Origin of the sequence: Thalassolituus sp. UBA675, assembly GCF_002297765.1 — a bacterium.
Classification (GTDB): domain Bacteria; phylum Pseudomonadota; class Gammaproteobacteria; order Pseudomonadales; family Oceanobacteraceae; genus Thalassolituus.
Genome location: NZ_DBNJ01000031.1, coordinates 54401 through 77826, shown reverse-complemented (window position 1 = coordinate 77826; position 23426 = coordinate 54401). Strand labels below are relative to the sequence as shown.

Below are 23426 nucleotides of genomic sequence, written 5' to 3'. Positions count from 1 at the left end.
ATCATAGCGGATTTAGGCGCTGAACCGAAGTACTGACTTACTCCGGCAGGTCAGAACCTGACAGGACTGGCCCGAAAACCTCATCAAGATCACAGACCTCGATAATGGCACGCAGGTCCGCCGGCGGATTTTTGATCGTTAGCGCGACCTTTTTGGCCTCGGCAGCGCGGAGCCAATTCAGGATCAGAGCAACGCCTGCACTACTGAAACGGCTCACGGCAGCAAAATCAATAATGACCCTACCATTTGCCTGAGCGATAGCGTCGTGGCCAGGCTTAATCAGGCTGGCTACGGTATGCAGCGTCAAGTCACCTTCGACCCGGATTTCTCCGCCGTCAGCGACCGATAACGAGGGCGCGGTCATTCGCCCTCTGCCTTATTGAACAGGAAGCGGCTGATCAGCTCTTCGAGTACAACAGCAGACTGCGTATCCTGAACCCAGTCACCGTCCTGCATGTAGTCAATTTCAGCACCGACGCTGAGACCAATGTACTTTTCACCCAGAAGGCCAGCCGTAAGAATCGATGCACTGGTATCGATGGGCAGTGTGTCCATCGACTTGTCTATTTCCATTTCAACCACGGCCGCATACCACTCCTGATCGAGAGTAATATTGGTTACACGGCCAATAGTGACACCTGCAAGCGAGACTTTCGCACGGTCTGTCAGGCCACCCAGATTCTCAAAGCGCGCCTTGATTGTGTAGGTTTCGCCAGCTGCATCCATGGACAGACCGCTGACCCGCAGGGCCATCAACACAAGAGCAACAATGCCCATTACCATAAAGCCGCCGACCATGAGTTCGACATTACGCATACGCATGTTTTACACGCCTCCTAACATGACCGCAGTCAATATAAAATCCAGTCCAAGAATCGCCAGTGATGAGATCACTACCGTTTGTGTTGTTGCCTTACCAATACCTTCGGATGTCGGTGCGGCGTCGTAGCCCTGATAGACAGCAATCCATGTCACCACCACACCAAATACAGCGGCTTTAATCAGCCCCTGAACAACGTCTTCGTAAAACTCCACGGTGTTTGCCATATTGCTCCAGTAGGCGCCGTCGTACAGCCCCAGCATATCGACAGCGACAAACGCTCCGCCCCAGATACCTACGGTGCTGAATAACAATGCCAGAATCGGCACACTGATAACGCCAGCCCAGAGTCGCGGAGTAATCACACGCTTGAGCGGGTCGACGCCCATCATCTCCATGGCAGACAGCTGCTCAGTGGCTTTCATCAGACCGATTTCTGCGGTCAAGGCTGAGCCTGCCCGCCCGGCAAACAACAGTGCCGCAAGCACCGGGCCGAGTTCACGCAAAAGAGTCAGAGACACCATAGTCCCAAGCGCCGAAACCGAACCAAATTTCACCAGAATGTTGTAGCCCTGCAGAGCAAGCACCATTCCTACAAAGAAACCTGCAACAATAATGATCGACAGTGAACGCACACCAACCGAGTGAATCTGTCGGATCAGATCAAGAAAACCCGCGCTGCCCGGGCCACCCCAGGTCACCGACTGAGTAAACAGCATACCGGCCCGACCGATAGACTGGATCGACTGAACGCCGACCTGTCCCAGGCTTCGAACATGCTTAAGCATTATGCCTCTCCCGCAAATAAATCAGCGCGATAGTCATCGGCCGGGTAATGGAATGGCACAGGGCCATCGGGATCACCGTTAAGGAACTGACGTACTTCGGCGTTATCGCCATTTCTGAGTTCATCTGGCGTACCAAAGCCGATGACTTTTCCGCCTGAAACGATGCACAGGTAATCGGCAATCTGACAGGACTCTTCAACGTCGTGAGACACCAGCAAACTGGTCAGCCCGAGCGCTTCATTCAAACCGCGGATCAGGCGCAGAATCATCCCCATAGAAATCGGATCGAGCCCGGTAAACGGCTCGTCATACATAATCAGCTCAGGGTCCATCGCGATAGAGCGCGCTAAGGCAACACGGCGCACCATGCCACCGGACAGCTCCGCCGGAAACAGGTCACGCGCTCCACGCAGGCCTACAGCTTCAAGTTTCATCAGAACCAGATCGCGGATCATGTCATCAGGCAGATCGGTATGGGTGCGTAGCGGGAAAGCGACGTTGTCGAACACATTGAGGTCTGTAAACAGGCCACTGGTCTGAAACAGCATACCCATTTTGTTTTTGCGCAGCTCAAACAGGTCTCCGCGACTCATGGTGCCGACATTACTGCCATCCACCAGCACTTCGCCGGAATCCGCTTTCAGCTGGCCACCAATCATGCGTAACAGTGTCGTTTTACCTGTGCCGCTGGGGCCCATGATTGCGGTGATCTTGCCGCGGGGAAAGGCGACATTCAGACCGTCATAGATCTTTCGTTTACCACGATAAAAGGTGACATCCTTCACTTCGACGTGGTTATTGCTGTTAGACATCAGGTGACCTGTATTTACCCTGTACTTTAACTGACCGCTAGCATATCGGATTGTTCTGGGCATACCAACGGCAATTCCGCCCGCCAGGCGGAACATCCTGTTGCAATTGCGCCGATTCACCGCTCCGGTACAATGAGCGGCTTAATTTCCTGAGCGTGATCTTTAGCTATGTATCCCGAAATAGGCGCAATCCTCGTTGGCCTGATTTTTCTTGTCTGGAGTGCCGACAAATTCGTTATCGGCGCCGCGGCCACTGCCCGCCACCTTGGCATGTCTCAGATGCTGGTTGGTCTGACCATTGTCTCTATCGGCACGTCCGCACCGGAGATGTTTGTCTCCGCCATGGCCTCGATCGACGGCGCCGGCAACCTGGCGATCGGTAACGCCATTGGCTCGAACATCACCAACATCGCCCTGGTACTCGGTATTACCGCGCTTGTCGCGCCGATCCCATTACAGAAGGGCCTGCTCAAGAAAGAACTCCCTCTGCTGATGATGATCACCCTGCTCGCAGGTGTCGTTCTGATCGACCTTGAGCTGAATCTGGTCGACGCCCTGATCCTGATCGCAGCCCTGATCTTCGCTCTCTTCCTGATGTTCCAGCAGTCGTCGGATAGCGGCGAATCTGTGATCGACGAAGACGAAGCGGCCGAAATTGAAAGCACACCCACCAGCAAAGCAGTGTTCTGGCTGATCGTTGGTCTGATCACTCTGATGGCCAGTTCGAAAGCTCTGGTCTGGGGCGCGACCGGTATCGCAACGGCCTTTGGTGTGTCTGATCTCGTGATCGGCCTGACCATTGTTGCGATCGGCACCAGCCTGCCCGAGCTTGCAGCGTCCGTCGCCAGTGCTTTAAAAGGCCACCATGACATTGCTATCGGTAATGTCATTGGCTCAAATATTTTCAACCTGCTCGCGGTGATGCCGATCCCGGGGATACTGGCGGTCACCGCCGTTGAACCAATGGCACTTTACCGTGACTACATAGTGATGGCTGGCGTTACCTTTGCCCTGCTGCTGTTCTTTATTATCTGTTATCGCAGAGGGACGCTGGGACGTATCCCAGGCATCATTCTTACTGCCGGCTACCTCGGCTACATGTTCACCTTATTTCTGGCAAATCAAGCATGACTGAATCAACGACTTTTAACTTTATTGACTCCGCACGCCGCACGGTAAAACTCGAACAGGAAGCGGTTGGCCTACTGAGCAACCATCTGGATGAGAATTTCACCCGCGCCTGCCAGTTGATTATTCAGTGCCGTGGTCGAGTTGTAGTAACCGGCATGGGCAAGTCTGGTCACGTTGGCAACAAGATGGCAGCGACACTGGCCAGTACCGGCACTCCTGCTTTTTTCGTTCACCCGGGCGAAGCCAGCCACGGTGACATGGGGATGATCACCGCTGCCGACGTTGTCATTGCATTATCCAACTCTGGTGAAACCAGCGAAGTGACCAGCCTGCTGCCACTGCTGAAGCGTCAGGGTACGCAGCTGATCAGCATGACAGGGAATAAAGAATCCACACTGGCGAAAGCGGCAGACAGCCACCTTTATGCGGGTGTCGATCAGGAAGCCTGCCCTCTTGATCTGGCGCCGACGTCCTCGACGACGTGTGCACTCGTGATGGGCGATGCGCTGGCGATTGCCCTACTGGAAGCAAAAGGGTTCACTGCCGAAGACTTCGCATTTTCTCACCCGGGCGGTAGCCTCGGTCGTCGTCTGCTGTTGAAAGTAGAAAACATCATGCACAGTGGCGAGCAGATTCCAGTTGTCTCTCCGGAAACCTCACTGCCTGAAGCGCTGCTGATCGCCACCTCAAAAGGGCTGGGCATGACCACAGTCGCAGACCCGGACGGCAAGCTCGCCGGTATCTTCACCGATGGTGACCTTCGTCGTGCCATCGACCATGGTGTCGATATCCGTAATGCCACCATCAAAGATGTGATGACGGTTGAATGTAAAACGACCTCACCGGGCATGCTCGCAGCAGAAGCCCTGAAAATCATGGAAGACGGCAAGATCAACGCGCTCGTCGTGCAGGACGAAGGCCGCACCGTCGGTGTTATTAACATGCACGACCTTCTGCGAGCAGGCGTCATCTGATGCGTAAGCGCTATCTACTGCTATTAGTCACCGCATTTTTCGGCGTTGCCTTTCTGGCAGTAGATCGCTACACCCGCGATATTACCGGGCAAACGACCGAACAGGTCGTTCGCGAGCCGGATTATTATGGCGAAGTACTGTTCAGTCGCCGCTACGAAAAAGACGGCTCACTGGCCGATACTTTTTACGCCGCAAAATCAGAGCACTTTCCCGAGGGCGACCTCACCGTATTCAGTGAGCCACGTCTTCTGGTCAGTTCAAAAGACGACTGGGTACTGACCGCTGACGAAGGTGTTATGCGCGGCAACGAACAGGCACTGAAATTATCAGGCAACATATTAATCAGGCCGCTCGACAGCAGTGACCCGATGCGCCTTGAAACCTCAAGGCTGACCTATCATATTGATGACAAGATCGCAGAGACTGATGAGCTGGTTACCATGACGGGTGAAAACAGCCGCATGACTGGCACCGGAATGATGTTTGACGCCACACGTCAGCGCCTCGAACTGAAAACAGGAGTCCGTACGACTTATGAACCTGTTCAATAAACTGGCCGTGATGTCGCTGTCAGTGATCGCAAGCTACACAGTCGCATTGCCGGATGACTGGCAGAAAGAAATGACGATCCTCTCGGATTCTGCAGAAATCGACCGCCGCGCAGGTACAGTTGTGTATGAAGGCAACGTCATTCTTACCCAAGGCACGCTGAAAATAGAAGCCGACCGCCTGATGATTCTGCGCAACGGCGACACCCTCGAAAAAGCCGTCGCAGAAGGCGACCGTGCCCGTTACCAACAGCAGATTGAGGTCGGTAAACCGCTCACCACAGCCCTCGGCAACCGCATCGATTACTACACCAGCGAGCGCCGCATCATTATTACTGGCGATGCTGAACTGGAACAGGAAGGCAATATTTTCAGCGGCGAACGCATCACCTACGACATGGCAACAGAGACCGTGCGTGCTGATGGCACCACCGCCGAGTCGTCGACCGACAGCACAGATGAAGACTCCGGCCGGATCAAAGTCGTTATCCAGCCGCCAAAACCTGAGTCCGAATCTGACTCAGAGTCTGACACGACAGAATCTCCGGAAGCAGCGACAGAATGAAAACACTGAAGGCAGAACATCTGGCCAAAAGTTACGGCGGCCGCGAAGTCGTTAAAGACGTGTCTATCCGCGTTGAAAGCGGCCAGATCGTTGGTTTGCTGGGCCCCAATGGCGCCGGCAAAACGACCTGTTTCTATATGATCGTCAACCTGGTGCAGGCGGATCGTGGCCGCATCATGATTGACGATGAAGACATCAGCCACCTGCCAATGCACGGCCGTGCCCGCAAAGGCATCGGTTACCTGCCGCAGGAAGCATCGATTTTCCGCAAGCTCAGTGTTGCCGACAACATCATGGCAATTCTGGAGACCCGTAAAGATCTCAATCGCCAGCAGCGCACCGAACAGCTCGAGCAGCTGCTCAACGAATTTCATATTCAACACATCCGCGACAGCGCCGGCATGGCGCTATCCGGCGGTGAGCGTCGTCGTGTCGAAATTGCCAGAGCACTGGCAGCAGAGCCCTCGTTCATTCTGCTCGACGAACCCTTCGCCGGTGTCGACCCGATCTCAGTCTCGGACATCATGGATATTATCCGTCAGCTTAAGGCGCGGGGCATCGGCGTACTGATTACCGACCACAACGTGCGTGAAACACTCGCGATCTGCGAGAAAGCCTTTATCGTTGGTGGCGGCCACATCATTGCCGAAGGCACGGCTGAAGATGTGCTTGCCAATGAGCAGGTGCGCGAAGTCTACCTTGGGGACGATTTCCGTCTTTGAAACTCTGACCGATGTCACGTACTGTAGAGTTATCTATTTACTCTGGTAAGCAAAATAGGTTCCATACACAAGGACTTTGCCTATAATGCTAGGTGCATCAAACAAAAAGATGGTTCGATTTTCAGGTCGTAATTACCGAGTTATATGAAGACATCCCTTCAGATTAAGATGGGCCAGCAGCTGACGATGACGCCTCAGCTGCAACAGGCCATCCGCCTCCTCCAGCTTTCAACGCTGGACCTTCAGCAGGAAATTCAGGAAGCGCTGGATTCCAACCCAATGCTGGAAAGCGAAGAGTTTGATGACAACAGCGACTCAGGCAACGAGTCCGACAACGATTCCCGCAGTTCTGATTCCGATAACAACGACAGAGACAGCCGCGAAGACCGTGAGAGCAGCTCTGACAATCAGGATTACGACAATTCCTACGATGACAATTCCTACGACGATCAGAGCGGCCAGGAATCTCTCGATGAGCAATGGTCGAGCGAGAAACTGCCCGATGACCTGCCTGTAGATAGCCAGTGGGAAGATACCTATCAGGTCAGCGCCGGAGTCGCATCAAGCTCCGGGCCGGTAGACGAAGACTTTGACTACGATTCCCGCTACGCCACCAGCGACAATCTGCAGGATCACCTGCTCTGGCAGCTAAACCTGACCCCAATGTCAGATGCTGACCGCGAAGTTGCGACCATGCTGATTGATGGTGTAGACGATGATGGCTACCTTCACACGACAGTTGAAGACGTCATTGAAGCGATGGACCCGTCACTCGAAATCGAAGAAGAAGAAGTGATGGCAGTTCTTCATCGCCTGCAACAATTTGATCCGGCCGGTGTTTTCTGCCGCGACCTGCGCGAATGTCTGCTTCTTCAGCTGCATCAGCTTCCACAAGGTACCCCGTGGTTAACCGAAGCTCAGCTGATCATTCGTGATCATATTGACCTGCTTGGTAGCCGTGATTATCAGTCGCTGATGCGCCGTACCAAATTAAAGGAAGACGACCTGAAATCCGTCATGCGACTGATTAAAGAGCTGAACCCTAAGCCGGGTGCCGGTATCGCTTCAGAAGAATCTGAATACGTCATTCCAGACGTCATCGTCCGCCAGATTCGTGATGAGTGGCGTGTTGAGCTGAATCCAGAAATTGCACCCAAGCTGCGCGTGAATGCCGATTATGCATCGCTGATCCGCCGCTCAGACAGCAGTGCCGACAATACCTTCCTCAAAGATCACCTGCAGGAAGCGCGCTGGTTTATCAAAAGCCTGCAAAGTCGCAATGACACTCTGCTCAAAGTCGCAACCAAAATCGTTGAATTCCAGATAGACTTCTTTGAAGAAGGTGATGAAGGGATGAAACCGCTGGTGCTTCATGACATCGCCGAAGCGGTTGGTATGCATGAGTCAACGATCTCGCGGGTGACGACTCAGAAATACATGCATACGCCGCGCGGCATTTTTGAGCTCAAGTATTTTTTCTCCAGCCACGTCAGCACCGACAGCGGCGGGGAGTGTTCATCGACGGCCATCCGGGCGATGATCAAAAAACTGATCGCGGACGAAAACACGCGGAAGCCACTCAGTGACAACAAGATAGCAACGATGCTGGGTGAGAAAGGCATCAAAGTGGCACGGCGCACGGTAGCGAAATACCGCGAGGCTATGCTGATACCACCATCGAATGAACGTAAGCAGCTGATTTAGAGTCTGTTAGTTGAGAGTCAACAGACTTTGATTCACATACCGCCAGCGACACAGGAGACTTGGCATGCAAATCAATATCAGTGGTCATCATGTAGAAGTAACAGAAGCTATGCAGGCACACGTTGAAGATAAAATGGCAAAACTGACGCGCCACAGTGACAGCATCACCACAGGGCAAGTCACACTGACTGTCGTTAAAGATCGACAGACGGCTGAAGCGACAATTCACATCACAGGTCACGACCTGCACGCCAAAGCAGAAAACGAAGATATGTATACCGCTATCGATCAGATGGTGGATAAGCTGGACCGTCAGGTTCTGAAACACAAAGAGAAGCTGGTAGCGCGCCAACACGGTCAAGGCTGAAGCATGTCTTTGAGTATTGAGGATATCCTCACACCGGAGCGGTCCGTCATTGACGTGACCGTTTCCAGTAAGAAAAAACTGTTAGAACAACTTTCATCTCTGGTTGCTGAAGAAATCGGCGACGCCTCCGCAGACGATATATACGAACGCCTGTTAGCACGCGAGCGCATGGGGAGCACAGGGATAGGAGAAGGCATCGCCATCCCACACTGCCGACTGCTGCAGTGTCAGAAAGCGTTGGGCATTCTACTAAGATTAAATACCCCGATAGACTATGATTCTATTGATGGTAATCCGGTCGACCTCGTATTTGCTTTGTTAGTCCCCGAGGAAGCGACCGACGAACACCTTCAGATATTGGCGACACTCGCCAGTAACTTTAATCAGGCGGAATATCGCGAAGCTCTACGCAACGCGCCAGACGCCAAACATCTTTTCCAGCGAGCGATCGCAGAGCGGTAGTCATCACGGAGTCGAATATGCGCCTGGTAGTTATCAGCGGAAGATCAGGATCGGGCAAATCGAGCGCTCTGCACGTTCTCGAAGATCTGGGCTTCTATTGCATCGATAACCTGCCGATCGGGCTGCTACCCGCATTGGCCAGTCAGGCAGATGCTAACGACAAGCTCACCCGGGTAGCGGTCAGTATTGACGCGCGTAACCTGTCGGCGACAGAAGAGCCTGTCGAACAACTACTGTTCGATCTGCCTAATGATCACTATCAGCTCGACGTGGTTTATCTTGATGCGTCTGAAAAGGTTCTGCTGCAACGATTCAGCGCGACACGCCGAAAGCACCCTCTCACGACCACAGAACTGTCACTGGCAGAAGCCATCGACCAGGAGAAAGACCTCCTTGATCCACTCGCCAATATGGCGGACCTGACCTTAGACACCACCCACATGTCTGTTCACGAGTTGCGCAGCATGATTCGCCTGCGGGTTGCAGATCGTCCGAACGGTGAGATGTCGATCCTGTTTGAGTCGTTCGGCTTTAAACACGGTATCCCGACAGACGCCGACTACGTTTTCGATGTACGGCACCTGCCGAACCCCTACTGGAGCGAAGACCTGCGAAAACTCACAGGCCTCGACAGTGAAGTACAGTTATTCCTGAACAGCTATGATGTTGTTGGAGAAATGCGGAAATCAATCAGCGATTTTCTGACTCGCTGGACGGATCGTCTGATCGAAGCAAATCGGAGCTACATGACCATCGCAATTGGCTGCACCGGTGGTCAGCACAGATCCGTCTACCTGGCGGAGCAGCTAGCCACCGAATACCGTATGAAATACCCGAACGTGCAGGTACGTCACCGTGAACTAGCGCGAGCGGCGAATCTGCCCACTCCATAACCCGGACACCGTATGATCCAGAAAAGCGTTCTAATAATAAATAAACTCGGCCTGCATGCCCGTGCTGCGGCCAAACTGGTATCTACCGCGTCAGCCTTCTCCAGCCAGCTGAAAATTGGCAAGGACGGGCGTATGGTCGACTGCAAGAGCATCATGTCAGTCATGATGTTGGCCGCAAGCAAAGGCACTGAGCTGATCCTGACTGCGGAAGGCAGTGACGAAGGAGCTGCCGTCGATGCCATTACCGATCTCATTGATCGTCGCTTCGATGAAGAAGAATAGCCCTCAGGAAAATTTCACGATTATCCCCGCTAAAACAGCTGATTAGGCCCAAAACTGCGAGTACTTTCGTGGTATCAACCGAGCAATCAGGCTAGAATCAGTTAACCCGATTTACTCCGGATTCCGGCCATGGCTCAGCACACAGAAAAGGCAAAAGCAAAACTCCACAGCCTTAATGCTGCCCTGGAAAGTGGTGCCCTGAATAAAGTAGAGCGCATCCTGAATTCTGGTCTCGCGCCTGCCGATATTGCTCACCTGATCGAGTCGTCCCCGCCGAAAGCACGTAAAGTGCTCTGGGATCTGGTCGACAAAGAACTCGAAGGTGAAGTACTCCAGTACTTAAGCGAAGACCTGCAGGCACACTTCCTGTCGGACCTGAGTGCCGAAGAACTGGTCGACATCACTTCAGACCTCGACGCCGATGACGTCGCCGACATCCTGCAGCAACTTCCTGAACGCGTTACCCAGGAAGTACTCGACGCGATGGACCAGCAGGACCGTACCCGTCTTGAACAGGTACTGGGCTACCCGGAGGACAGCGCCGGTGGTCTGATGAACACCGATACGGTGACCATCCGTCCTGACATCACGCTCGAAGTTGTTATGCGTTACCTGCGTCGCCACCCGACGCTGCCAGAAATGACGGATAACCTTCTGGTCGTAAACCGGAACAACGAATTTATTGGCATCCTGACCATCAACAAGCTTCTTGTCAGCGATCCCAACCAGACCGTGCGTGAGGTGATGACCACCGACGCCCGGGTGATCCCTGCCACCATGCAGGACACAGACGTTGCCAAACTGTTCGAACGACACGACCTTGTATCGGCTCCGGTTGTCGATGCAGAGGGCAAACTCATCGGTCGTATCACCATCGATGACGTGGTTGACGTTATCCGGGAAACCGCGGACCACTCGCTGATGAGTTCCGTGGGTCTGGATGAAGAAGAAGATACCTTTGCTCCGGCGCTGAAAACCAGCCGCCGTCGAGCTGTCTGGCTGGGCATTAACCTGCTTACGGCACTGGCTGCCTCCGCCGTCATCGGCCTGTTTGATAAAACCATCGAACAGGTCGTCGCTCTTGCTGTACTGATGCCCATCGTTGCCAGTATGGGCGGCATCGCTGGCAGTCAGGTCCTGACCCTGGTTATTCGTGGGCAGGCACTGGGGCATCTCTCCAGCGCAAACTTCCGCTGGCTGTTTAACCGGGAAATTATCGTCGCAGGCATTAACGGCGTGCTCTGGGCGGCTGTCATCGCGGTCATTACCCTGCTCTGGTTCAACGATCCGGGCATCGCCGCCATTATCGGTGCCGCCATTATCATTAATTTACTGGTCGCTGCAGTCACGGGCGCGGCGTTGCCACTGATACTCAAAGCCCGTGGCATCGACCCGGCACTCGCCGGTGGCGTAGTACTGACAACCGTCACCGACGTGATCGGCTTCCTGTCATTTCTCGGGCTCGCCACAATCTTCTATCTGTAAGCTGACCAGTCGCTGAGCTGATCACCACTGAATACTCCGGAGTTCTTATGACCCACGAAGACGACGACATCGAATACGAACTGGTCAGTAAGACTGAAATGAAGCGTGAAATGCATCGCTATCAGGAACTCGGAGAAACGCTGTGCAACCTTCCGCCTGCCAAATGGACTGACCTTCCGATTACCGATGTGCTAATGGCCGCGCTGGAAGAGAGCCGTCGTATTAAAAAACACGAAGCCCGCCGCCGTCACTTTCAATACATCGGCAAACTGATGCGCTCGGAAGACATCGACGCCCTTCAGGAGGCGATAGATATGCTCGACCCATCCAGCGAGGCCTTCGGTCGTCGTATGGGCCAGTTAGAGCAATGGCGTAATCGCCTGATCAAGGATGGTAAGGCGATGAACGAATTTCTTGATACCTATCCAGATACAGATCGCCAGCAATTACGTAATCTGGTGCGGAATGCTCAGAAAGAGATGCAGGCCGAGCCACCAAAGCCAGGCACCGCATTCAAAAAACTCTTTCAGCTGATTAAAGAGATCGACAGCAACGCCTGAACGCTTCATCCGGTGATCCGCCAGCTTACTTTTTATTCGCTATAAAGATGCGCACTTAGTGCGCATTTTTTGTTTTTCCTGCACCTGAGTATCGCACTGCCATCGTCTGTGATTACTCTTGCCCATTGCCTGAGAACCGACTGCTATAACTTAAGCCCCTGTTTTAATAGGGTTTTATCTCCAACAAAAAAATATGGCACGACGGTTGCAGAGTCCTGAGTGAGCCAACGACGGCTCTCAAAAAATCAGACAAAAATTCGATAACGGCGTCGACACCCATCGGTAAATCACCGACTGGGGCGACGCCGTTTTTCATTTTAAAGCCGATAGACCCCCCCCAAATTACGAGGAAATGCTATGTCCTACTTAATGCCTTCTGAGTTCGCCACAAAAATGGTGGATAGCGGTGCAGAAAAGATATTCATGTCGACCAAAGACACGTTGATCCGTGCTTTTATGGCTGGGGCTATTCTGGCTCTGGCTGCTGTATTCGCGATCACCGTCGCCATGAAAAGTGGTTCGCCAATTCTGGGGGCAGTGCTGTTCCCGGTAGGTTTCATCATGCTCTACCTGATGAAGTTCGACCTGCTGACCGGTGTATTCACTCTGGTGCCACTGGCGATTATCGACAAGCGTCCTGGCTGTACCGTTCCGCAGATGCTGCGTAACTGGGGCCTGGTATTCTGCGGCAACCTTGCGGGTGCTCTGTCTGTTGCGGTAATGATCTCTTTCATCCTGACCTATGGCTACAACACTGACGGCGGCGCAATCGCAGCCAAAGTATCAACCATTGGTGAATCACGTACCGTAGGTTATGCATCGCACGGCGTAGACGGCTGGCTGACTATTTTCATCCGCGGCATGCTGTGCAACTGGATGGTATCTATGGGTGTTGTTGGCGCCATGATATCTACTTCTGCGATCTCTAAAATGTTCGCTATGTGGATGCCAATCATGCTGTTCTTCTTCATGGGTTTCGAGCACTCCATCGTCAACATGTTCCTGTTCCCATTCTCAATGATCATGGGCGGTGACTTTACTGTGATGGACTACATCATCTGGAACGAACTGCCTACCGCACTGGGTAACCTTGTCGGTGGTTTTGTGTTCGTCGCTCTGCCACTGTACTTTACACACGTACGTCAGAGTGCCGACCGTACTCTGTAATCGCTACCCTTCGACGGATAGCAATACACTCTGCCTGTGCACATTGCACAGGCAGATCTGTTTTTTCTGCGAGGCAACACCATGTCAGAGCAGCTGAAAGTCAGCACAGGGCAATGCAGCGATAAAGGCGTCAAAGCCATTAACCAGGACTTTCACGCCGTTCACACCCCAACGCTCCCTCTTCTCGAAAGCAAAGGCGTAGCCATGGCTCTCGCCGATGGCATCAGTAGCAGCAACGTCAGTCATGACGCCAGCGCTACCGCTGTTCAGAGCTTTCTCAGTGACTATTTCAGCACCTCAGAAGCATGGACAGTAAAGACCTCGGGGCTAAGGGTACTGAAGGCAACAAACTCATGGCTACATGCACAAGCCAGAAGAAACCTGAGAAGCTACGACCCGAATAAAGGCTATGTCTGCACCTTTAATGGGTTAGTTATTAAATCCCGTACCGCCCATATTTTTCACGTCGGTGACAGCCGTGTTTACCGTGTTGCAGATAAACAGCTGGAACAACTGACAACAGACCATCGTTTTTATACCTCCGAAGACCAAAGCTACCTGACCCGTGCCTTAGGCATGGATACCCAGCTAGAAATTGATTATCTGTCTCTCTCAGTCAATGTCGGTGATATCTTTATCAGTGCTACCGATGGCATTTATGAGTTCGTCAACGACGAGCTGGTCATCAGTACGATCAATAAATATTCATCGGATCTTGATCGTGCCGCACGAGAAATCCTCGAAGCCGCACGGGATAACAACAGTAACGACAACCTGACGATCCAGATTTTACGTATTGATCACCTGCTTGATCAGAATAAAGAGGACGTTCATCAACAGCTCACCGAGCTCCCCTTTCCTCCCTCTCTGAAGGCGCGCGATGAGTTCGACGGCTACAACATTCTGCGCAAGATACACAGCAGCCCACGCAGCCATGTGTATCTTGCAAAAGACACAGAGACAGAACAAACGCTCATCCTGAAAACGCCATCCGGTGAGCTGCGTGACAACACGGCGTACCTTGAACGCTTTCTGCTGGAAGACTGGATTGCCAGAAGGATCGACAGCCCTTACGTAGTTCGTCCGGGTCCATCACATCGGGTGCGCAACTTTATTTACGTCACCACCGAATACATCGAAGGCCAGACACTTGACCAGTGGATGCGTGATCATCCGGAGCCGACCCTCGAACAGGTCCGGGAAATTATGGAACAGGCCGCCCGTGGCGTTCAGGCCTTTCACCGCCTGGAAATGCTGCATCAGGACCTTAAACCCGATAATTTAATGATCGGCAATGATGGCACCGTGCGAATTCTGGACTTTGGCTCGACGCAGGTAGCAGGCATCACCGAAATAGATACACCGCTCGAGCGCCTGACGTTACTTGGCACGGCTCAATACTCCGCCCCGGAATATTTTCTGGGAGCACAGGGCTCTACAGAATCCGATGTGTACGCTCTCGGTGCAATTACTTACGAACTACTGACCGGGCGCTTACCGTACGGCTCAGATGTCGCCCGCATCACCAAACGTAAGGACCTGAATAAACTGCACTACACCTCTGTGCGAAGTTGCGGACGTGCTATTCCCGTCTGGGTTGATGAGGCGATTAAAAAGGCGGTCCACCCTAAACGAGCGATGCGCTACAAAGAACCGGCTGAATTTATTTATGATCTGAGAAATCCGAATTCAGTCTACCTTCAGAAATCACGCCCACCGGTGATGGAGCGAGATCCGGTCAGGTTCTGGCAAGGGGTTTCTTTTATCTTACTGATATTAGTTCTCGGCCTGCTCTACGAACGACTGGTCTGACGATGACATCAAGGCCAGTCGCTTAGAGTACTCACTATGGACGAGTGAGTGGCATTTTCTTTCTGAGGTCTTCCAACACTTTCAGATCCACGTCGGCAACAATCACACCCGGCGACTCATGGAGCATTCCCAGTGATTCACCCCAGGGGTCAATAATCATCGAGTGCCCCCAGGTGCGGCGTTTGTCGTCATGCCAGCCACACTGGTTAGCCGCGAGTACATAACATTGCGTTTCGATGGCCCGGGCCTTCAACAGAATTTCCCAGTGCGCCTCGCCCGTAGTATGTGTAAAGGCGGCTGGCACAAGAATAATATCTGCACCGGCGTCACGCAGAGCCTGATACTGTTCAGGGAAGCGTAGATCAAAACAAATCGTCAGACCGATATTGCCGACAGGTGTTTCGATATTGACGATGTCACTGCCCGAAGAAAAGGTATCAGACTCCCGGTAGCTTCCCTGAGCATCCCCTACGTCGACATCAAATAAATGAATTTTATCGTAGCGTTTAACTAACTCGCCTTCCGGGTTAAACACCAGTGACGCAGAACGAACACGGGCGTCATCACCCGGGGCTGGCTGAGGAACAGCACCAGCCACCAGCCACAACGAATGGGTGGCAGCCTGAGCTGCCAGCCAGTCCAGTGTTGCGCTGTCTTCAGCAAGCTCCTGATAATAATCACTGTTCATGCTCAGGCACATTTCGGGCAGAAGCACGAGATCTGCATTTTGAGACGCTGCTTCAGAAATCAACACCGACAGCGCCCGTTTATTCTTTTCCGGATCACTGACGCTGGTGCATTGCACCGCTGCAATTCTGCCTGTCATCAGTCATCTCCTCCCAAGCCAAAAATACTCAGTACGCGATCCATAAAGCCCCGGCTCTTTTTGCCCTCAACGTCATTATCGAAGGCTTTATTCAGTTTTACGTCCGGCTCCTGCCAGGTCCCGGAGATGGTATAACTCGCACTGGTAAAGCGCTCCAATTCGTCACCAATGAGTCGTTCGGTGACGTAGATAGATGCGGCGACGGGTGGTGCAAAACCCGCCAGTACGGCGACCAGAGGTAAGGTATTAGTCACGGGGAAGGTCACCGCCAGCTTCATATCGAGCTCAGTGGTATTCAGGTCTGTCATACCCGAGGTCAGAAATTTACCGCCCGGACCATCAACAGTAATAGGCTCACTTAACGTCAGCACACCCTGCTCGATAGTCGCTGCGCCTTTCATGGTATCGAATGCCAGCCCCGAGCCTACAAGGTCAGAAAAGTCGAGACGAAGACGCCGGAAAATAGAATTGAAATTCAATGCACCGAAGGCTTTCAGAGCCGCCGCTCCTTCTGCATTCACACGTCCGTTCGTAATACGGAAATTGGCTTTGCCATTTAACGTTTCGGTGTCAAAACCAGCGGGCGAGCCAATCCAGTCGAGGCTGAATTTGCCAGTGAGTTTATCGCCCTCAACCACAGGTTGCAGACGGAAGGCGCGCTGAATATCGGCGACCTTACTCGCACGGACATCAAACTCCGTCATACGCGTTGCATGCTGACCTTCGCGTAAAACCCAGTCCAGTGTTCCCTGAAGTTTAATCCCCTTCATGTCACTGTCGAGAACCTGCAAGCTCAACCCGGATGGAATCGGACGCGTTGTCGCCTGCCAACGACCAAAGTTACGAGTACCGTAATAAAGCTCCTGAATCGTGATATCCATAGCGCTGACATCTGCCGGGATAAACTCCGCCATCGGGTCTGTATTTTGTGAAGCAGTTGCTGAAGTTTCGGCCGCTGCAGACGCGATCGTTTGTTCAGATGCCGGTTCCTGGGGTTCAGGTACGTGAACAAAGTCCATCAACAGAACCAGAGGATCATTCTCGTCTTCGCGGATAACGACCGTGCCCCGAGCAACTTCATTAGCGAGCTGGATCGTCCACTCACCAAACTCCTGACCGCCCGAAACACGAGTAGCTCCGATCGGAATATCCCAGGCATCGAGTGAGTCGATAGTCAGCTCAACCGAACTGACCGGGTTGGTATTCCCAAGCGTATTTTCAGGCAGCTCGGTCGGTAAGCCCTGAGCCAGCGCCCTGGCATCTGCTTTTTCCACCAGCAGCATCATACGATCCCAGACATCCCACCAGTCTGAGACATTCACCGTTCCCGGAACCCGGCCTGTAATATCAATGCCAGGGCTATCATCAATACGCGCTTCGCCACCACCCAGCACCACTTCACCTGTGGTTACACCCGCGTCATCGAGTCGCACCGACGTACTCAATAAATCGTCATAATTCACTGAAACGTCAATGGTATCTCCCGGTGTCACAAGGGCTGTGAGACGACGCTTATCTTCCGATGCTTTACCCATAGGTGCAGGCAGGGAGATCTCTGTGCCCTGCAAGTCGGACTCAATCAGGAGGTTAAACGGATTGTCTTCAGCGGGGTCAATACCCAGGCTGGCGCGATAGCTCAACTGGCCTTTTACCGGGTCGAGTAAAAATAAGTCCGCCCATTGTTTAAACGATTGCCAGTCAGCGCTACCAGAGGCATCGCCATCAATCCGATAACTGTCGCCGGTAGCGACCGAATTAATATCCAGCGTAAACTCGCCACCAAAAGTACGTCCACTGAGTTTGTCGGCGAATAAACCGGTATCGGTATCAAACGTCAGCGCACCATTCAGATCGCTGAATTTCAGGTCTGCAGACGTGAGCGTAATGCCGGTATTCTGGAGCACACTGCGCAGCTCAACATCGGGCGTAGCATCTTCGTCACCAAGAATCATCGACAGACTGAGATCGGTTGCTGCTGAGCCTGTAGCCAGCCAATCATCAAGAGATCGATCAATCAGATCCGCCAGTGGTGTCTCCTGCAAATAGAGTAACGCCTCACTGCTGTCACCTTCGATATGACCATTAAGGGATAGCTCGGTACCCGCACGGGTGTCGCGTAATTTAACCCGCGCCCCCGGACTCAGTTGCCCACCCAAAGTGCGCCCTTCATCAATCCATGCATCCAGATCAGGGCTGTCGAGAAATACACGTCCTTTAACACCAGCCACCGAAGGCCAGCCATCCAGATAATCGATGGTGGCGTTATCGGCTTCGAGATAAAGCTGCGTAGTCAGACCGTTGTCTGGAATATCGCCCCCGATAACGCCGTTCAATACAAAGCCGACTTGAGAAGCTGTTCCTCCTCGCAAGGAATCATCGAGCCACTCATTAATGGACGGGTCGAGCATGTCGGGAACCAGGTCTTCCTGTAAGCGGATATCCGCCTTATCAATCCCGAGTATCAAGGCAAGATGACTTTCTACATCCGTGTCCCATCGCGGCAGGCGAATCGCAAGGTCGCCATGAACACGGGCATCACGCAGTCCGGCGTCGAGGTCGACCAGTCGTAGATTGAAAAGCTCCGGCTGAATATCCCAATAGAAGCTCGCAGAGGCGTCAGTCAGATCCCAGGTCGGATTGTAGACGCCATCAAGGTGCATACTGAGGGAAGGGTCATCAATATGAGCGACGCCACCCTGCGGCTGCAAGTGCAGATGCCCATCGGCACCAGTAAAGGCCGGAATACCAATAAACGCTTTGGTCGAGATGTCGCTCAGGTCTGCCCGGATATCGACACCACGTTCACCTGTCTCAGCCACTTCAGGCACCAGACTGATGCGTACGCTTTCTGCCAATCCTTCAGGTTCAAGGTTCTCGATATACCGGCTGAAACGTTCGGGCAGCAAGTTGTAATCCAGTATGAAATTACTGACGTCCTGAAGGTCGGCACGAGGAATACCTATGTGCCAGCCACGCTCGTCATCGAGTTGAACTGAGCTAAGGCGCAGTTCGTTTAACGGCAGATTCTGCGTGAATTCCTGACGAATGCTCAGGTGCCAGTCTTCATCACTGCGCTCGCCTGAGATTTCCAGCTGCCCGTCTGTCAGCACAAGCTGCTTAGCCGGTGCATCCAACATTAATTCCGGTACTTCACCACGCACATAGATAGAATCGAGGTCGCCATTAGCAATCGACAACCACCCTTCCATACTGCCACGCAATGACGGCAACGAGAGTTCCCGCGGCAGGTCTTCCGGAATCCAGCGGGTCCACTGCTGTTCATCGGCACGCAGATAAATCTGACCTTCCTGATCGTCCCACGGCCACAACGGGCCCTTCAGCTGGGCGCCCACATACACATCGGCAATTTCTTCACGCCCCCAGGCAACGTCACCTTCAAGTGCATGCTGCTCACCCCGGTTACGCCACAACACCTTACGGATCAGGAGCGTTTCCGAACCACTACTGCGGGCATTGGTAATTTCCCAATCACTGAGAATCACAGCCTGCTGATAGCCCAACCATTCAAGCCAGCGCGGTGTCGCTTTTTTATCGGCCTTATCTGTCTTTGGGTCGGTAATATTTGAGGTATTAATTAAGGGCCGCTCACCCAGAAATAACTGGCCGTCTTCATTCTCAGTCAGAGGCGCACGCACGTTTTCGACAAGAATGCGCTTAAAAACGGGGGAGAAATAAAATGCAGTAGCGCTGATATCCAGTTCGGCTTCAATGCGCCCAACACTAAGGGTCTCATCTTCGCCACCCACCTGAATATCTTCCAGACGCACGACCGGTGACAGAAGATTCCAGTCACCTTGAAGAGTACCAACGCTGACGGGCAAGCCTAGCTGCTGTTGCAACAGCGCCTCAAGCTCAGGCTTCTGAGTTTCAATCAGCGGAATTAACTGTCGGCCCAGACTGGTATAAAAGGCGAGCAGCACTGTGGCTACCACCAGAGTTATCCATAACTGAGTCCAGACTGAGCGCAACATCAGTACACCTGTTACTGCAGGACGATGTCGTACTGATCCTGCGTATACTGGGCTTCGACCTGCAACTTAATTGCCTTGCCAATAAACGCTTCAAGATCAGCCATTCCATGACTGTCTTCATCTAACAGGCGATCGACCACCTGCTGACTCGCCAGAACGAGATAAGTCCCTGCTTCGTACGCGCGCTCTTCACGCAGAATTTCACGGAATATTTCATAGCAGACGGTCTCTGCTGTTTTAACCACACCACGACCATCACAGGCCTGGCAGGTTTCCATCAGCATGTGCTCAAGAGACTCACGGGTACGCTTACGCGTCATCTCCACCAGCCCTAATTCAGACACACCGCTGATCTTGGTTTTGGTGTGATCTTTCTCCAGCACCTTCTCGAGCATACGCAGCACCTGACGCTGATGTTCAGTGTCGGTCATATCGATAAAATCGAGAATGATAATGCCGCCCAGGTTACGCAAACGAACCTGACGACCGATGGCGGTTGCCGCTTCAAGATTGGTTTTAAAAATCGTTTCTTCGAGATTACGGCGACCGACAAAACCACCCGTGTTCACATCAATGGTGGTCATGGCTTCCGTCTGATCAATCACCAGATAGCCGCCTGATTTCAGGGGCACTTTGCGTTCAAGGGCACGCTGAATTTCATCTTCCACACTGTAGAGGTCAAAGATCGGACGCGGCCCCGGATAGTATTCGATTTTCTCAGCAACCTCTGGCACATACTGCTGACAGAACTGTTCGATTTTCTGGAACGTCTCGCGGGAGTCAATCAACAGCTTGCTGGTTTCTGGACGGGACAGGTCACGAATCGTCCGCAGCGACAGAGGCAGTTCGTCGTATACAAGGCTGGGTGGCTTGTTGTCCGCGATACGCTCCTGCAGTTTTCGCCACAAGCGACGCAGGTAGCTGGTATCTGCACCGATTTCTTCTTCGCCCACACCTTCGGCCGCGGTACGCAGAATAAATCCGGCCTCCCCGGTGAGGCCCTCGACTTCCATACTGTCTTTCACCAGCTGCTTGAGTCGATCACGCTCACCATTTTCTTCGATTTTCTGCGAAATACCGACATGCACCGAACCCGGCATAAACACCAGATAGCGCGAAGGAATCGAGAGTTGAGTAGTCAAGCGGGCACCTTTGGTACCGATCGGATCTTTTGTCACCTGAACGACCAGCGACTGACCTTCGTGCACCAGCTGGTTAATCGGCGTATTGGCGTCGCCATCACCGATTTCAGCGGCATGAATAAACGCCGCCCTTTCAAGACCGATATCGACAAACGCGGCCTGCATACCCGGCAGTACCCGCACCACCTTGCCCTTGTAGATATTACCTACCAGGCCACGATGATTTTCACGCTCGATAAAGATTTCCTGCAGTACACCGTTTTCCACTACACCGACGCGTGTCTCTGTCGGTGTGACGTTCATTAAAATCTCTGCGTTCACATTCATAATTCTTCTGTATGCCAGACAGGCACATCAAATTCATTTAACAGGGCGGCGGTCTCGGTCAGCGGCAGGCCGACCACGTTGCTATAACTACCAGAAATGCCTGCCACCAGAATGGCGCCCATCCCCTGAATTCCATAACTTCCTGCCTTATCGGCAGGTTCTCCGGTCGCGACATAACGCGCTATTTCTTCATCACTTAATGACCGGAAGGTGACTTCAGTCGCCACACTAATCACTTTCTCTCTGTCGCCCTTAACCACAGCGACGGCACTGAGCACCTGATGAGTCTGACCGGAAAGCCGCTGCAACGTTTCTTCAGCTTCACGATTATTGACAGGTTTTCCGAGAATTTCCCCGGAGAAGATCACACTGGTGTCTGATCCAAGAATCACTTCCTGCGAATGCCCTTCTGCGACTTTTCTGGCTTTCTCCAATGCCATGCGTTCGACATAGGCCACGGCAGGCTCATCAGCAAAAGGAGTTTCATCGATATCCGCCGCCTGAATACGAAAACGTACACCGATCTGCGTCAGCAACTCCCGACGCCTTGGCGATGAAGACGCGAGAATCATGAAGACTCCATGCGTTGCAGCGAGCGATAACCAATCACGTAAACCCAGGGCCAGAGTACGGCCGTGGTCAGAGCCGGAGCGAGCAGCATGATCGGAGTCGCATCTTCGCGCATCACCGCCAGTGACCAGTAATGAATAATCTGCTCTGCCAGTACCATTAAAAAGAGCACAGCGGCCTGCTGGAGCACGTTAAACAGATACATGCGGCGATACAGCAACTGCAGCAAATACACGTGCATCGCCACCAGCAACACATGGAGCCCGAGTAGCGTACCTTTCTCGACATCCAGCATCAGACCGAGTGGGATCGCCAGCCACACACCGAATACAGAAGGCGCCGCCAGCACGGCTGCAGTCACAACCAGCATCACCCAGGCCGGCTGGAACCAGTCGACCATTGCAGGCAGAGGCAGGTGCTCAAGTACGAAAGCCACAAACAGCATGATCATAACGTACACAATGCTATGCAATTTCATTCTTCATCCCTCCACAACTGCTCAGGGGGAACTCGCCCAGCTTCGTCGGTAAACACTAAGAGCAGATGACGGCTGCGATCCAGCTTCGCCGTCGGTTCTGCCGTCACAGTCGCGAAAGATTCGCCCGGCGTATTGCGAATGCTGCTGACGGTCGCGACCGGATACCCTTTAGGGTAACGCCCGCCAAGACCCGAGCTGACCAACATATCGCCGACCTTAATGTCCGCGGTGTTAGGCACGTATATCAACTCCAGCTCGTTCAGAGCACCAGTACCAGTCGCAATCGCACGCACACCATTGCGGTTTACCTGCACAGGTACCGCATGGTTTGAATCAGCAATCATTAACACACGAGAAGAAAACGGCAGCACATCAATGACCTGCCCCAGCAGACCATAAGCATCCAGCACTGGCTGGCCGACAAACACGCCATCGCTGCCGCCTTTATCAATCAGAATCTGCTGAGTGTACGGGTCAGGATCAACGGCGGTAACCGAAGTCACCAGAACCTTGTCATCAATCTGGTCTGACGCCGAAAGGAGTTCACGCAGAGACATATTCTCTGCCTCAAGCGAGGCCATGCGCTGTGCTTTGCGCTCAAGCACAAGGTTACGTGCCGAGAGAACTTTGTTCTCTTTCAGAAGCTCGCGGCGCAGCGTCGCGTTCTCACTCATCCATTCGGCTACCGAAAGAGGAATGACCGCCGTCTGGCGGGCCGGCGCAATCAGGTAGCCGACACCATAACGCACGGAATCAAGCCAGGAATATTGGTTATCCACCCACATGAGCACAAGGCAAAACACTGCGATCAGGCCGACTCGCTGTCCTTGGAATGGGGGCACCTGAAACTGAGCTTTAATGACGCTGCCTCACTCGTTGAAATATCATGCCCAACTATACCGTCTGGCCCGGATACGGAAAAGAAAAAGGGGCCTGACGGCCCCTTTCTACAGATATATGAGCAAAGAACGCTGCGAATGCATTCTTAACAGGCCCGGA

24 protein-coding genes are annotated in these 23426 nt (G+C 53.0%); 14 read left to right on the top strand and 10 right to left on the bottom strand.

The window, feature by feature from the left end; all coding sequences use genetic code 11:
• Nucleotides 1–37: 37 nt before the first annotated feature.
• The 4 genes from B3007_RS13735 to B3007_RS13720 are packed head-to-tail and all read right to left on the bottom strand — an operon-like array spanning nt 38 to nt 2420.
• Nucleotides 38–364: an STAS domain-containing protein gene (locus tag B3007_RS13735; protein WP_068437175.1), complete on the bottom strand. Its 327-nt coding sequence runs from the start codon at nt 362–364 to the stop codon at nt 38–40.
• A complete protein-coding gene (gene mlaD / locus B3007_RS13730) occupies nt 361–822 on the bottom strand; it encodes an outer membrane lipid asymmetry maintenance protein MlaD (protein WP_297530665.1) in 462 nt (153 codons plus the stop codon). Before mlaD ends, B3007_RS13735 begins: the two co-directional genes overlap by 4 nt.
• A gap of 3 nt (nt 823–825) precedes the next feature.
• Complete coding sequence (gene mlaE / locus B3007_RS13725) at nt 826–1608, bottom strand: lipid asymmetry maintenance ABC transporter permease subunit MlaE (protein ID WP_068437171.1); 783 nt, start codon at nt 1606–1608, stop codon at nt 826–828.
• Nucleotides 1608–2420, bottom strand: coding sequence for an ATP-binding cassette domain-containing protein (locus tag B3007_RS13720; RefSeq protein ID WP_068437381.1), 813 nt, complete (start codon nt 2418–2420; stop codon nt 1608–1610). Before B3007_RS13720 ends, mlaE begins: the two co-directional genes overlap by 1 nt.
• A 168-nt stretch (nt 2421–2588) precedes the next feature.
• Here B3007_RS13720 and B3007_RS13715 point away from each other — a divergent pair, with 168 nt between their 5' ends.
• The 14 genes from B3007_RS13715 (at nt 2589) to B3007_RS13650 (ending at nt 15092) form a co-directional block, all read left to right on the top strand.
• Entirely contained in the window at nt 2589–3551 is a 963-nt protein-coding gene (locus B3007_RS13715) for a calcium/sodium antiporter (protein WP_068437169.1), read from the top strand.
• Nucleotides 3548–4525 (top strand): KpsF/GutQ family sugar-phosphate isomerase, encoded by a 978-nt coding sequence (locus B3007_RS13710; RefSeq protein ID WP_301378332.1) that lies wholly within the window; start codon nt 3548–3550, stop codon nt 4523–4525. Before B3007_RS13715 ends, B3007_RS13710 begins: the two co-directional genes overlap by 4 nt.
• Entirely contained in the window at nt 4525–5076 is a 552-nt protein-coding gene (lptC, locus tag B3007_RS13705; protein ID WP_068437165.1) for an LPS export ABC transporter periplasmic protein LptC, read from the top strand. Before B3007_RS13710 ends, lptC begins: the two co-directional genes overlap by 1 nt.
• Complete coding sequence (gene lptA / locus B3007_RS13700) at nt 5060–5638, top strand: lipopolysaccharide transport periplasmic protein LptA (RefSeq protein WP_068437162.1); 579 nt, start codon at nt 5060–5062, stop codon at nt 5636–5638. Before lptC ends, lptA begins: the two co-directional genes overlap by 17 nt.
• Nucleotides 5635–6360: an LPS export ABC transporter ATP-binding protein gene (gene lptB, locus B3007_RS13695; protein WP_068437160.1), complete on the top strand. Its 726-nt coding sequence runs from the start codon at nt 5635–5637 to the stop codon at nt 6358–6360. Before lptA ends, lptB begins: the two co-directional genes overlap by 4 nt.
• Nucleotides 6361–6504: 144 nt before the next feature.
• The gene (locus tag B3007_RS13690) at nt 6505–8064 is read left to right on the top strand and encodes an RNA polymerase factor sigma-54 (RefSeq protein ID WP_301378329.1); all 1560 of its coding nucleotides are present in this window, start codon (nt 6505–6507) and stop codon (nt 8062–8064) included.
• Nucleotides 8065–8128: 64 nt separating this feature from the next.
• The gene (hpf, locus tag B3007_RS13685) at nt 8129–8431 is read left to right on the top strand and encodes a ribosome hibernation-promoting factor, HPF/YfiA family (RefSeq protein ID WP_068437158.1); all 303 of its coding nucleotides are present in this window, start codon (nt 8129–8131) and stop codon (nt 8429–8431) included.
• Between the two features lie 3 nt (nt 8432–8434).
• Complete coding sequence (gene ptsN / locus B3007_RS13680) at nt 8435–8893, top strand: PTS IIA-like nitrogen regulatory protein PtsN (RefSeq protein WP_076516416.1); 459 nt, start codon at nt 8435–8437, stop codon at nt 8891–8893.
• A 17-nt stretch (nt 8894–8910) separates the two neighbouring features.
• Nucleotides 8911–9786 (top strand): RNase adapter RapZ, encoded by an 876-nt coding sequence (gene rapZ, locus B3007_RS13675; protein ID WP_301378326.1) that lies wholly within the window; start codon nt 8911–8913, stop codon nt 9784–9786.
• A gap of 12 nt (nt 9787–9798) precedes the next feature.
• Nucleotides 9799–10068, top strand: coding sequence for an HPr family phosphocarrier protein (locus tag B3007_RS13670; RefSeq protein WP_273090845.1), 270 nt, complete (start codon nt 9799–9801; stop codon nt 10066–10068).
• A 129-nt stretch (nt 10069–10197) separates the two neighbouring features.
• Complete coding sequence (gene mgtE, locus B3007_RS13665; protein ID WP_301378323.1) at nt 10198–11553, top strand: magnesium transporter; 1356 nt, start codon at nt 10198–10200, stop codon at nt 11551–11553.
• Between the two features lie 47 nt (nt 11554–11600).
• On the top strand, nt 11601–12113 hold the full coding sequence (gene yjgA / locus B3007_RS13660; RefSeq protein ID WP_301378321.1) for a ribosome biogenesis factor YjgA: 513 nt from the start codon (nt 11601–11603) through the stop codon (nt 12111–12113).
• A gap of 357 nt (nt 12114–12470) precedes the next feature.
• The gene (locus tag B3007_RS13655) at nt 12471–13280 is read left to right on the top strand and encodes a formate/nitrite transporter family protein (protein ID WP_068435634.1); all 810 of its coding nucleotides are present in this window, start codon (nt 12471–12473) and stop codon (nt 13278–13280) included.
• Between the two features lie 81 nt (nt 13281–13361).
• Nucleotides 13362–15092 carry a bifunctional protein-serine/threonine kinase/phosphatase gene (locus tag B3007_RS13650; protein WP_301378319.1) on the top strand — a complete coding sequence of 577 codons (1731 nt, stop codon included), beginning with the start codon at nt 13362–13364 and terminating at the stop codon, nt 15090–15092.
• Between the two features lie 34 nt (nt 15093–15126).
• Here the strand turns inward: B3007_RS13650 and B3007_RS13645 are convergent, their stop codons facing one another.
• The 6 genes from B3007_RS13645 to mreC are packed head-to-tail and all read right to left on the bottom strand — an operon-like array spanning nt 15127 to nt 23269.
• Entirely contained in the window at nt 15127–15918 is a 792-nt protein-coding gene (locus tag B3007_RS13645; RefSeq protein WP_301378318.1) for a carbon-nitrogen hydrolase family protein, read from the bottom strand.
• Nucleotides 15918–19910 carry a YhdP family protein gene (locus tag B3007_RS13640; RefSeq protein WP_301378316.1) on the bottom strand — a complete coding sequence of 1331 codons (3993 nt, stop codon included), beginning with the start codon at nt 19908–19910 and terminating at the stop codon, nt 15918–15920. The genes B3007_RS13645 and B3007_RS13640 overlap by 1 nt, the downstream gene beginning before the upstream one ends.
• Before the next feature lie 11 nt (nt 19911–19921).
• Nucleotides 19922–21373, bottom strand: coding sequence for a ribonuclease G (gene rng / locus B3007_RS13635; RefSeq protein WP_068435642.1), 1452 nt, complete (start codon nt 21371–21373; stop codon nt 19922–19924).
• Between the two features lie 2 nt (nt 21374–21375).
• Entirely contained in the window at nt 21376–21951 is a 576-nt protein-coding gene (locus B3007_RS13630) for a Maf family protein (RefSeq protein ID WP_301378314.1), read from the bottom strand.
• Nucleotides 21948–22427, bottom strand: coding sequence for a rod shape-determining protein MreD (mreD, locus tag B3007_RS13625; RefSeq protein ID WP_287027305.1), 480 nt, complete (start codon nt 22425–22427; stop codon nt 21948–21950). The genes B3007_RS13630 and mreD overlap by 4 nt, the downstream gene beginning before the upstream one ends.
• On the bottom strand, nt 22424–23269 hold the full coding sequence (mreC, locus tag B3007_RS13620) for a rod shape-determining protein MreC (RefSeq protein WP_076516385.1): 846 nt from the start codon (nt 23267–23269) through the stop codon (nt 22424–22426). The genes mreD and mreC overlap by 4 nt, the downstream gene beginning before the upstream one ends.
• Between the last annotated feature and the right edge of the window lie 157 nt (nt 23270–23426).